General features: G+C 73.1%; 8 protein-coding genes and 1 pseudogene. 8 read left to right on the top strand and 1 reads right to left on the bottom strand.

From position 1 onward, the window contains the following. The first annotated feature begins 59 nt into the window (after positions 1-59). The 4 genes from WML84_RS08215 (at position 60) to treZ (ending at position 7241) form a co-directional block, all read left to right on the top strand. The gene (locus WML84_RS08215; protein ID WP_347345658.1) at positions 60-521 is read left to right on the top strand and encodes a glutaminase; all 462 of its coding nucleotides are present in this window, start codon (positions 60-62) and stop codon (positions 519-521) included. 201 nt (positions 522-722) lie between these two features. After that, complete coding sequence (gene glgX / locus WML84_RS08210; protein WP_347345656.1) at positions 723-2939, top strand: glycogen debranching protein GlgX; 2217 nt, start codon at positions 723-725, stop codon at positions 2937-2939. A gap of 115 nt (positions 2940-3054) precedes the next feature. Next, positions 3055-5454 carry a malto-oligosyltrehalose synthase gene (treY, locus tag WML84_RS08205; RefSeq protein ID WP_347345655.1) on the top strand — a complete coding sequence of 800 codons (2400 nt, stop codon included), beginning with the start codon at positions 3055-3057 and terminating at the stop codon, positions 5452-5454. Further along, entirely contained in the window at positions 5451-7241 is a 1791-nt protein-coding gene (gene treZ / locus WML84_RS08200) for a malto-oligosyltrehalose trehalohydrolase (protein WP_347345654.1), read from the top strand. The genes treY and treZ overlap by 4 nt, the downstream gene beginning before the upstream one ends. Before the next feature lie 301 nt (positions 7242-7542). Here the strand turns inward: treZ and WML84_RS08195 are convergent, their stop codons facing one another. Beyond that, entirely contained in the window at positions 7543-8268 is a 726-nt protein-coding gene (locus tag WML84_RS08195; RefSeq protein ID WP_347345657.1) for a GMP synthase, read from the bottom strand. 217 nt (positions 8269-8485) lie between these two features. Here WML84_RS08195 and WML84_RS08190 point away from each other — a divergent pair, with 217 nt between their 5' ends. The 4 genes and pseudogenes from WML84_RS08190 to WML84_RS08175 form a co-directional block, all read left to right on the top strand. After that, complete coding sequence (locus tag WML84_RS08190) at positions 8486-9133, top strand: sigma-70 family RNA polymerase sigma factor (RefSeq protein ID WP_347345653.1); 648 nt, start codon at positions 8486-8488, stop codon at positions 9131-9133. Then, complete coding sequence (locus WML84_RS08185; protein WP_347345652.1) at positions 9130-9609, top strand: hypothetical protein; 480 nt, start codon at positions 9130-9132, stop codon at positions 9607-9609. The genes WML84_RS08190 and WML84_RS08185 overlap by 4 nt, the downstream gene beginning before the upstream one ends. A gap of 86 nt (positions 9610-9695) precedes the next feature. Next, positions 9696-11357 carry a S8/S53 family peptidase gene (locus WML84_RS08180; RefSeq protein WP_347345651.1) on the top strand — a complete coding sequence of 554 codons (1662 nt, stop codon included), beginning with the start codon at positions 9696-9698 and terminating at the stop codon, positions 11355-11357. A 48-nt stretch (positions 11358-11405) separates the two neighbouring features. Beyond that, a pseudogene (locus WML84_RS08175) lies at positions 11406-12232 on the top strand (hypothetical protein); the annotation flags it as partial.

Here is a 12232-nt window from a genome sequence, read left to right as displayed (position 1 = left end):
AGTTCGCGCGATTCTGCGAAGCTCATGCGGCGACGGGGCCCGGCGTGCGGCGGCATCCGATGAGCCTCGACGAGCTCTTGGACGCCGCGCGGACGCGGCTGGCCGAGCGGCCGCGCGAGGCGCTCGGCCGGCTCGCGCTGCCGCGGCGCGTGCTCGGCATCGGCCGTGCGCCGCGCATCGTCCCGGTCGGCGAGGCGTGGCACCTGGGCGCGCTGCTGCTCGCCGACGACGCGGTGCTGGCGACCGGCACGATCCTGCGGGCGCGCGAGGAGGCCCGCCGCGGCTACACCGCGCAGTCGCAGCGCGAGCGGGCCGAGCTCGCCGCGGCGGCATTCCGCGGCGGCTTCGCGGAGGGGCAGACCGTCCACGTCGACTGGACGGTCATCGACACCGACGCCGTCGCACGGGGCGCGGCATCCGGTCCGCTGTCGCTCGTGGACGGCATCCCGCACGTGCGTTGGAGCCCCGTCGCCGCGTCGCGGCCGCTGGCCGCCTACCTCGACGACCAGCTCTCGCTGTGAGTGCTGCCGGCGCCCGGCGCCGGTGTCGGCGCCAGTTTCCTGCGATGGCGCCACATATTCGTATGGGCCATCGCAGGAAGGTGTCGCCAACAGTGCGAGAGGGGCGAATACCGCCGACCGTGCGAGAGGGGGATGCCGGCGGCCCGGCTGCCTGTCGGTGCGAGCAAGTAGGGTAGGCACTGGCTGAAAAGGGGAGGCTCCATGGAGGTCTGGCCGGGTACCGCGTATCCGTTGGGTGCGTCGTTCGACGGCGGGGGCACGAACTTCGCGCTGTTCAGCGAGGGGGCCGAGCGCGTCGAGCTGTGCCTCTTCGACGACGAGGGCATCGAGACCCGCGTCGAGCTGCGCGACGTCGACGCGTTCGTGTGGCACGCCTACCTGCCGTCGGTGCAGCCGGGCCAGCGCTACGGCTACCGCGTGTACGGGCCCTACGACCCGCGCCAGGGCCAGCGGTTCAACCCGAACAAGCTCCTCCTCGACCCGTACGCGAAGGCGGTCGACGGCCAGATCCAGTGGGGCCAGCCGGTCTTCGGGTACGACTTCGGCAAGCCCGACTCGCGCAACGACGACGACTCCGCCGCCGAGATGATGAAGGGCATCGTCGTCAACCCGTACTTCGACTGGGCCGGCGACCGGCACCCGAAGACGCCCTACGCCGACACGTTCATCTACGAGGCCCACGTCAAGGGCCTGACCGAGCTGCACCCGGAGATCCCGGACGAGATCCGCGGCACCTACAGCGCCCTCGCGCATCCCGCCATCATCGAGCACCTCACGAAGCTCGGCGTCACCGCGCTCGAGCTCATGCCCGTGCACCAGTTCGTCAACGACTCCACGCTCCAGGAGAAGGGCCTGTCGAACTACTGGGGCTACAACACGATCGCGTTCTTCGCCCCGCAGAACACCTACGCGGCCTCGACGCGCGGCGGGCACCAGGTGCAGGAGTTCAAGTCCATGGTGCGGGCGATGCACGCCGCGGGCATCGAGGTGATCCTCGACGTCGTCTACAACCACACCGCCGAGGGCAACCACCTGGGTCCGACGCTGTCGATGAAGGGCATCGACAACGCCGCGTACTACCGCCTCGAACAGAACGACAAGCGCTACTACACCGACTACACCGGCACCGGCAACAGCCTGAACGTCGGCAACCCGCACACGCTGCAGCTGATCATGGACTCGCTGCGCTACTGGGTGCTCGAGATGCACGTCGACGGGTTCCGCTTCGATCTCGCCGCCACCCTGGCGCGCGAGTTCTACGAGGTCGACCGGCTCGCGACCTTCTTCGAGCTCGTGCAGCAGGACCCGGTCGTCTCGCAGGTGAAGCTCATCGCCGAGCCGTGGGACATCGGGCCCGGCGGCTACCAGGTGGGCAACTTCCCGCCGCAGTGGACGGAGTGGAACGGCAAGTACCGCGACACGGTGCGCGACTTCTGGCGCGGCGAGCCGCAGGCGCTCGGCGAGTTCGCGTCGCGGCTCACCGGCTCCGCCGACCTGTACGAGCACTCGGGGCGGCGGCCCGTGGCATCCATCAACTTCATCACCGCGCACGACGGCTTCACGCTGCGCGACCTCGTCTCGTACAACGAGAAGCACAACGACGCCAACGGCGAGGACGGCAACGACGGCGAGTCGCACAACCGCTCGTACAACCTCGGCGTCGAGGGCCCGACCGACGACCCGGCCATCCAGACGATGCGGGCACGGCAGCAGCGCAACTTCCTCGCGACGCTGCTGCTGAGCGAGGGCGTGCCGATGATCTCGCACGGCGACGAGCTCGGCCGCACCCAGCGCGGCAACAACAACGGCTACGCGCAGGACAACGAGCTGACGTGGGTGCACTGGGACTCCGTCGACCGTCCGCTCATCGAGTTCACCGCCGCGCTGGCTCGACTGCGGCGGGAGCATCCGACGTTCCGGCGCAGCCGGTTCTTCGACGGCCGCCCCGTCGTGCGCGAGGCGGGCGAGCCGGTGCCCGACATCGCGTGGCTGAGACCCGACGGCACCGCGATGCGTCCCGACGACTGGGACTCCGGCTTCGGCCGCGCGATCGGCGTATTCCTCAACGGGAATGGAATCCGCGAGCGCGACCGGCGGGGGCGCCCGATCTCCGACCGCCATGTCGTGATGCTGTTCAACGCGGGCGACGCGCCCGTCGAGTTCACGATCCCGTCGGCGGAGTACAGTCCGCGCTGGGACGTCCTGATCGACACGAGCGGTGAGAACACGTCGCGCGCGGCGCTCGACGGCGGTGACACGCTCTCGGCCGAGCCGAAGTCGCTCATCCTGCTCATCGAGCACGAGGATCCGCTGCCCGACGTCGACCACTCGGTGGCCGCGTCGCTGGCCGCGCTCACCCAGCCGATCGACGTGCCCGCGCGCCCGCTCGAGCAGCCGGCCAGCGTGGCCAGGAACTGAGGCACGCCCGAGAACGCCTCGCCCGCACACCGCGCCGTGGATCGGCATCCGCCGGTCCGGCCCGCGCGACCGATCCCGTCACCGGCCCCGTGCCGCATCCTCGAGGAGACTCCGCATGACGACCTGGCCGATCTCCACGTACCGGCTGCAGATCCAGCAGTCGTTCGACCTCGACGACGCGGCGGCCGTCACCGGCTACCTGCGCGACCTCGGGGTGTCGTGGGCTTACCTGTCCCCGCTCCTGGAGGCCACGCGCGGGTCGGAGCACGGGTACGACGTCGTCGACGCGACGCGCGTCGACCCGGCCCGGGGCGGCATGGCGGGTCTCGACCGCTTCGCCGAGGCGGCGCGGGCGCACGGTCTCGGCATCCTCGTCGACATCGTGCCGAACCACCAGGGCATCTCCGATCCGACGCAGAACGCCTGGTGGTGGGACGTCCTCATCTACGGCCGCGAGTCGCGCTTCGCGGGCGCCTTCGACATCGACTGGGACTTCGGCGAGGAGCGCGTGACGGTGCCGATCCTCGGCGCCGAGCTCGACGACGTGCTGGCCGCGGGCGAGATCGTGATCGAGCCGGGGCCGGGCGAGCCCACCGAGCCCGGCAACCCGAGCGCCGGCGGCCGCACGCCCTACGGCGCGCTGCACTACTACGACAACGTGCTGCCGCTGGCCCCCGGGTCGCTCGACGGCATCGACCCGCGCGACGGCATCGACGAGGCCGACATCCGCGAGATCCTGTCGCGGCAGAACTGGCGGCTGCTGTACTGGCGGCGCGAGGCGTCGGAGCTCGACGTGCGCCGCTTCTTCGCGGTAACGACGCTCGTCGGCGTGCGCGTCGAGGTGCCGTGGGTGTTCGAGCAGACGCACGCCGAGATCCTCCGGTGGCTGCGCGAGGGCCTCGCCGACGGGCTGCGCATCGACCACCCCGACGGCCTCGCCGATCCGGGCGGCTACCTCGCACAGCTCTCGGCGGCGACGGGCGGCGTCTACGTGGTCGTGGAGAAGATCCTCGAGCACGGCGAGGCGCTGCCGGCCTGGTGGGAGACCGACGGCACGACCGGCTACGACGCGATGGCCGAGATCGACCGCGTGCTGACCGATCCGGCGGGCGAGACGCCGCTCGACGCCCTCGACACGGCGCTGCGCGGCACGCCGGTCGACTACGCCGAGCTCATCCACGACACCAAGCGCATGATCGCCGACACCATCCAGGAGTCCGAGCTGCGCCGGCTCGTGCGGTGCCTGCCCCGGCCGGTGCGGCACGCGCTCGACGACGAGACCGCGCAGGACGCCACGGCCGAGCTGCTCGCCTGCTACCCGGTGTACCGGTCGTATCTGCCCGACGGCGTCGAGCACCTCGACCACGCGGTGGCGGATGCCACGGCCCGCCGCCCCGAGCTCGCCGAGGCGTTCGCGGTGCTGCGGCCGCTCATCGCCGACCCGGGTCTGGAGTTCTCGCGCCGGTTCATGCAGGCCACCGGGCCCGTGATGGCCAAGGGCGTCGAGGACACCGCCTTCTACCGCTACTCGCGCCTCGGGTCGCTCACCGAGGTGGGCGGCGACCCGTCGGTGTTCTCGCTCGACGTGGCCGGCTTCCACGACGCGTTCTCGCGCCGGCAGGCGCACTGGCCGCGGTCGCTGACCGCCCTGTCGACGCACGACACCAAGCGCGGCGAGGACGTCCGTGCGCGTCTCGCGGTGCTCGCCGAGATGCCCGACCGCTGGGCCGGCGTGCTCGCGGAGCTGCGGGCCGTGGCATCCACCGGCGACGGCCCGTTCGACAACCTGCTGTGGCAGGCGATCGTCGGGTCGTGGCCCGCGACGCCCGGGCGGCTGCACGCGTACGCCGAGAAGGCCGCGCGCGAGGCCGCCGAGGCCACCGGCTGGTGGGACCCGAACGCCGCGTTCGAGGAGCGCATGCACGCGGTCGTCGACGCGGCCTTCGGCGCGGCGCGGCCGCTGGTCGACGCGTTCGTCGCCTCGATCCAGGATGCCGGCTGGTCGAACGGGCTGTCGGCGAAGCTGCTGCAGCTCGCCGGCCCCGGCGTGCCCGACGTGTACCAGGGGTCGGAGCTGTGGGAGACCTCGCTCGTCGACCCCGACAACCGGCGCCCGGTGGACTTCGGCCGCCGCCGGGAGCTCCTCGCCCGGCTCGACGAGGGCTGGATGCCGGAGGTCGACGCCACGGGCGCCGCGAAGCTCCTCGTGACCTCGCGCGCGCTGCGCCTGCGCCGCGACCGCCCCGACCTGTTCACGCGGTACACGCCGATGACCGTGGTGGGCCCGGCGTCCGGCCACGCGATCGCGTTCGACCGCGGCGGCGCGCTCGCCGTCGCGACGCGACTGCCGGTGGGCCTCGCTGCGCGCGGGTGGGGCGACACCGTGCTGCTGCGGCACTCCGGTCCGACCGTCGACCTCCTCACCGGGCGGAGGTTCGTCGGCACCGAGGTCGCGCTCGCCGAGCTGCTGGAGCGCTATCCGGTGGCCCTGCTCGGGCCCGAGGACGCGCCGTGATCGAGGTGTGGGCTCCGCGCGCGGAGCGCGTGCGGCTGCGGCGACCCGGGCACGACGACGTCGAGCTGACCCGGCGCACGGATGCCACCGCCACGCGGACCGGCCCGGCGGACCCGACCGGTGCGTCGGTGAGCGGCGCCGGCTGGTGGGCTGCCGACGTCGATCTCGCGCACGGCGACGAGTACGGCTTCGTGCTGGGCGACGGCGACGCGATCCGCCCCGACCCGCGCTCGCGGAGGCAGCCGCACGGGGTGCACGCGGCATCCGTCGTCGACGACCCCGCCGCGTTCGCGTGGACGGACGCGAGCTGGACGGGCCGGCAGCTCGCCGGGGGCCTCGTCTACGAGCTGCACGTCGGGACGTTCACGCCCGAGGGCACGTTCGACGCCGCGATCGGCCGCCTCGCGCACCTCGTCGAGCTCGGCGTGACGCACGTCGAGCTGCTGCCGGTCAACGCCTTCAACGGCACCTGGAACTGGGGCTACGACGGCGTGCTCTGGTACGCGGTGCACGAGGCGTACGGCGGGCCCGAGGGCTACCGGCGGCTCGTCGACGCCGCGCACGGCGCGGGCCTCGCGGTCGTGCAGGACGTCGTCTACAACCACCTCGGCTCGGTGGGCAACTATCTGACCCAGTTCGGTCCGTACCTGCGCGACGGCGAGGGCAACACGTGGGGGTCGAGCCTGAACCTCGACGAACGGGCGGTGCGCGACTACGTCCTCGACAACGTGCGCATGTGGTTCGAGGACTTCCACGTCGACGGCCTGCGACTCGACGCCGTGCACGCGCTGCACGAGTCCGGCGACAGCCCCGTGCACATCCTGGCCGAGATCGCGACGGCGTCCGACGCGGTCAGCGCGCACGTCGGACGCCCGCTCACGCTCATCGCCGAGAGCGACCTCAACGACCCGGTCATGATCCTGCCGCGCGAGGCCGGCGGGTACGGGCTGACGGCGCAGTGGTCGGACGACTGGCACCACGCGGTGCACGTCGCGCTCACGGGCGAGACCGCCGGCTACTACGAGGACTTCGCGGCGCTCGACGCCCTGCCCAAGGCGTGGACGCGCGGGTTCTTCCACGACGGCACCCACTCGTCGTTCCGCGGACGCGACCACGGCAGGCCGCTGCCGCCCGACGTGCCGGCGTGGCGGCTCGTGACCTACGCGCAGGACCACGACCAGGTCGGCAACCGCGCCGCGGGCGACCGGCTCTCGGCGTCGCTGTCGACCGATCGGCTCGCGGTCGCCGCGGTGCTGACGCTCACCGCCCCGGGGACGCCCATGCTGTTCCAGGGCGAGGAGTGGGGGGCGACGACGCCCTGGCAGTTCTTCGTGTCGGGGCTGGATGCCGGACTGGCCGAGGCGACGGCATCCGGCCGCGTGGCGGAGTTCGCCCAGATGGGGTGGGACACCGCGGTGGTGCCCGACCCGAACGACCCGGCGACGTTCGAGCGGTCGAAGCTCGACTGGGCCGAGCGCGACGAGCCCGCGCACGCGCGGCTGCTGGACCTGTACCGGCGGCTGGCGCGGCTGCGACGCGAGCGTCCCGAGCTGACCGATCCCGACCTCGCCGCGCTCTCGGGCGAGGCGGCGGATGCCCCGGGCGGACGCGTGTACGCGCTGGGTCGCGGGGCGGCGCGCGTGCTCGTCAACCTCTCCGCGGAGCCGTGGGAGGTCGCGCGCCGCGCCGGCGACGAGGTGTGGCTCGCGACGACCGACGTGCGGACGGGCGAGGGGACCCTCGTGGTCCCGCCCGACGCCGCCGTGGTGGTCGGTCCCGCCGCGTAGGCGCGGGCTCCGGCCGCCCGTCGCGGAGACACGGGAGGCCGGCTGCGGCATCCCGTTCCGGCCGCGGCATCCCGTGCCCGAGCATGCCGTGTCTGGCCGCTTTCGCCCTCACGAACGTCGCAGCCTCGCGCGGACTTCGCAGGATCCGGCCGGAATCGTGCGAAGTACGTCCCGTTCTGCGGAGTTCGTGGGGTGGGAGGGCCACAGACGGGCCGGCGCGGGGCCGGGCGTGGGGTGGAGCGGGTCAGCGCACGGGGCGGGGCGGGGCACAGCGCACGCGAGCGCGGACGCCGGGGGCGGGTCAGAACGTGTGGGCGAAGCCGCGCAGGATGCGGTTGGGCTCGGTGACGGATGCCGCGAGCACCTGCCCCGCGATGCGGTCGTAGTCCGTCGCCGCGAAGTAGCCGTCGTCGCGGTACACCGCCATGCGCTCGGTGAACGCGCGCGTGGTCGGTTCGGGATGGAACTGCGTCGCGTAGAGCCGCTCGCCGACGCGGTACGCCTGGACGGGGCATCCGTCGTTCGTCGCGAGGAGCATCGCACCCGGCGGCGGCGTCGCCGAGCCCTCCTTGTGCGCGGTCAGCACGGTGAACGCGGGCGCGAGGCCGCCGAACAGCGGGTCGCGGCGCCCGGCGTCGGTGAGGGTCACGATCGACGGCCCGGTGTCTTCGGGGTAGCCGCGGGTGACGCTGCCCCCGAGCGTGCGCGTGACGACGCCGATGCCGAAGCACGTGAACAGCGCCGCGGTCTCGCCGGCGGCGGCGCGCTCGGCGATGCGGGCCAGGTCGGCCTCGAGACGTCGCTGCACGTCGGTCTTGGTCGACTCGGGGTCGGTGACGTTGAAGGGGCTCCCGCCCACCATGAACCCGCGCCAGCGTTCGAACGCGTCGTCGGGCAGCGGCTCGCCCACCAGGTCCCACTGCTCCAGCTCACCGGGCTCGAGCCTCGACCCGGTGCGGAACGACTCGTACTCCGCGGCCGCCGCGCCCTGCTGCGGGCGCACGCAGACGTACACGAGGGGAGCCATGGCGCCGATTCTAAGCGGGGTCGCCGCCTCGGTCGAGCCGGGCCCGTCATGCTTCGTTCCGAAGAGCGGATGCCGTGCGCCCGCGGCGCCGGCGACGTCGCGGCCGACGCCGTGGACGAGGAGGGCGGCATCCGCGGCGCCGTCGCGTGCGGGTTCCACGAACCTTGTATCAAGAGCGGCCTAGCCGCCTCTTGTCCGTGTGGCCAGAATAGGAATCGTGACTCCGATCGATCCCGAGGTCTCTCATGAGGAGCACGAGGGAGCAGAGGACGCCGCGCAGTTCGAACCCGACCCCGAACCGGGGCGCTGGGAGCGGGCGGCGGAGTCCTTCGCCCAGTGGCGTGCGGGCGATCCGCGCGCCATGGACGACCTCGTGCGCCTGATGACGCCCGTGCTCTGGAACGTCGTGCGGGCGTACGGGATCGACCACGCGCTCGCCGAGGACGTCGTGCAGACCACGTGGGTGACGCTCGTGCGCAGGCACGAGTCGATCGCCGACGAGCGCGCGGTGGCGGGGTGGCTCATGACGTGCGCGCGCCGCGAGGCGTGGCGGTCGGGACGCGGTCAGCGCCGTGCCAACCCGACCGAGGGGGACGCACTGGAGTCGCACCTGCCGGTCGGGGAGTCGGCGGAGCACGTCGCCCAGCTGTCGGAGCGCGACAGCCACCTGTGGTCGTCGGTGCAGAAGCTCGACGCCCGGTGCCAGCGGCTGCTGCGCGTCGTCGCGTTCGACGAACGGCCCGACTACGCGCGGCTCGCCACCGACCTCTCCATGCCGGTGGGGTCGATCGGGCCGACACGTCAAAGGTGTCTGGCGAAGCTTCGGAGCCTCCTGGAGGGGGCTGGATGGGGGACGGAACGATGAACACGCACGATGAGCACGTGGCGGATGCCGCGCTGTTCGCGCGACTGAGGTCGGTATGGGAGACGGTCGACCCGATCCCGGTCGACCTCGTCGACCGGATGGTCGCGAAGATCGCGATGGAGGACATCACGCGCGAGTACGCGCTGCTGACGCTCGTGGAGGGCAGCCTCGCGAACGTCCGCAGCGACACCGACACGCTGACGCTCCAGTTCGGCGACGGGACGACGAACGTGCTGCTGCACGTGTCGGCGAACGAGAGCGGCACGCGTCGCATCGACGGGTGGGTGGATGCCGCGGTCCTCGCCGTCAAGCTCGCGCCGTCCGAGCAGGGCGCCGAGCTCGACGCGTCGGCCGACATCGGCGACAGCGGCCGGTTCGCCTTCGACGACGTGCGCCCGGGGGTCACACGCCTGAGGCTCGCGGTGCGCGCATCCGGCGGCATCCGCGAGTTCCAGACCCCCCTGTTCGAGGTGTGACGCCGCCGCGAGCAGGGCTGCACGGTCGCGACCCCCGCGCGATCGTGACACCGAGGCCGCGCTGACCGGCGGCGACGAGGAGTGACATGACCGACCTTCCCCCGCAGGACTCGTCCCGTACGCCCACGTGGCGCGCCCGCTACGACGCCGCGCGCGCTCGCGGCGTGCCGCTCGATCCGAAGGGCGAACCGGTCGAGGGCGTCACCGCCTATCCGACCAGCTACGCCAGCGACCACCTCCTCGTCACGGTCGTCGACCAGGACCTCGAGACGCTGCTGAAGCGGCTCGGGCAGGCCGCGGGCGACTTCGGCTGGGGCGTGCGGCTCGAGAACCTCGACGGGACGGCCCTCGACCCGGCCAAGGCGTCGGAGCGCGCGCGGCGCGCGCGTGACGAGCTGAGCCTGCCGACGATCCACCGGGTCGGGATCTTCCCCGACCCGCAGCCGAACCGCGACGACCAGCCGGTGCCGCCGATCGACGCGTGGCGCCTGCTGCAGCGCACGCGGGCGCTCTTCGGCAAGGTGCTCCCGGGCGTGAGCCTCGACCACGTGATGACGCTCGACCCGTTCACGAGCACGAATCCGTTCACGAGCACGAACCCGTTCACGAGCACCAATCCCTTCACCAGCACCAATCCCTTCACGAGCACGAACCCGTTCACGAGCACCAACGCGCCCGCGCTGGGCAGCTACGCGTTCCCCGGGACCGGCGGCCGTCAGGTCGTCGACTACGTGGGCGAGGAGCCCCGCTCCACGCGCGAGCTCGCGAAGGGCGGGCGCCGGCCCGCCGTGGCGATCCTCGACACCGGATGCGGCAGGCACGCGTGGCTGCCCGACACGGTGGTGACCCGGCATCCGGTCTTCGACGACAACGAGATCGGCGTGCACGACGCGGCGACCGATCCCGAGGTGCACGGCGACGTGGCGGGACCCTTCGACGGGTCGCTCGACGACTCCGCCGGGCACGGCACGTTCATCGCCGGGATCGTCCGCCAGGTGTGCCCGGATGCCGAGATCATCGCGGTCCGCGTGGCCGACAGCCAGGGCGCGGTGCTCGAGGGCGACTTCATGCTCGCCGTGCGCACGCTCGTGCGCTGGGCGGTCGCGAAGCCCGAGGACGGCGGCCGGCCGATCGACGTCGTCAACCTCTCGCTCGGGTACTACCACGAGACGCCGGAGGACGAGCTGTTCGACAAGACGCTGAACGACCTGCTCGTGACCGCGCGGCGGCACGGTGTGGCCGTCGTGTGCTCGGCCGGCAACGACGCCACCGACCGGCCGTCGTTCCCCGCGGCGCTGTGGGACTGGCCGGGCAGCGAGGCGGAGGTGGTCGATCCGCCGGACGCCGCGCCGCACCTCTCCGTCGGCGCGCTCAACCCCAACCGGCGCTCGGTCGCGCTGTACAGCAACGTCGGCGAGTGGGTGAACCTGTACGCGCCCGGCACCGCGGTGCTCAGCACGATCCCGCCGTTCAACGGCGGCATGCAGGCGGCGGTGCGCAGCGACGAGTACGGCATGCGCCGCGAGACGATCGACCCGGACGACTTCACCGGCGGCTTCGCGGTGTGGAGCGGGACGTCGTTCGCGGCACCGTTCGTGGCGGCATCCCTCGCCGAGGCGCTCGCCGAGCCGCTCATGGGCGGTGCCGCCGCCGCTGGCGTCGCGGCCGGCGGCGCGGACGGGCGCATCGCGCTGCTGAAGCGTGCCGCCGAGAAGCTCGTCGAGGAGTGGTCGCCGCCCGCCTCGTAGCGTCGTCGGCGCACCCGGGGGTGCGCGGGGATGCGGGATGATGGGGACGTGGCGCAAGGTCCCGAGGAGTTGCATCGCCGCGCCGTCGAGCTGTGCATCCACGGCCGGTACGCGATGGCCACGCGCGTGCTCGACCGGGCGTGGGAGGCGACCTCCGACCCCGACCTGCGCGCGCGCATCACCGGGACGCGCGCGGTCATCCTCCAGCACGCCGGCCGCTCCGAGGAGGCCGAGCAGATCTGCCGCGACGCGGTCGCGCAGCAGGGTCTGCGCCCGCACACCCGCGCGGTGCTCCTCGGCCAGCTCGGCACGCTCGCGATGCTCGGCGGACGGCTCGAAGAGGCCCACACGCGACTCGGCCACGCCATCCAGGGCCTCGACGGCGACGACGTCGCCGCGGCGCGCCTGCGCATGAACCGCAGCGTCGTGAGCCTGCAGCTGCGCCGCCTCGACGACGCCGCGGCCGACCTCGAGGTCGCCGCCGCGACCTTCGCCGCCCACGCGCTCCCCGTCGACGAGGGGCAGGCGCAGCACAACCGCGCGTACATCCAGCTGCTGCGCGGCGACCTCGTGCAGGCGCTCGCCGAGATGGCCGAGGCGCGCGCGGTGCTGCCCGGCTCGGCTGTCGTGGGCGCGGTCGCCGACGTCGACCGCGCCGAGGTGCTGCGCGAGGCCGGGCTCGCGACCGAGGCGGAGCGGATCCTCGAACGCGCGGCATCCGTCTTCGGCGCGCATCGGATGCCGGGGGCCAGGGCCGAGGCCGAGCTGCAGCTGGCCCGCTCGCTGCTGAACCACGACCCCGCGCGGGCGCGGCGCGCCGCGTCGGCGGCGGCGCGGCGGTTCCGCGCCGCGGGCAACGACGCCTGGACCGCGCG

It is taken from the genome of Microbacterium sp. (assembly GCF_039812165.1).
In the GTDB taxonomy this organism is placed as follows: domain Bacteria; phylum Actinomycetota; class Actinomycetes; order Actinomycetales; family Microbacteriaceae; genus Microbacterium.
Note: the sequence above shows the minus strand (reverse complement) of the source record. Positions and strands in the feature narration are given on the sequence as shown.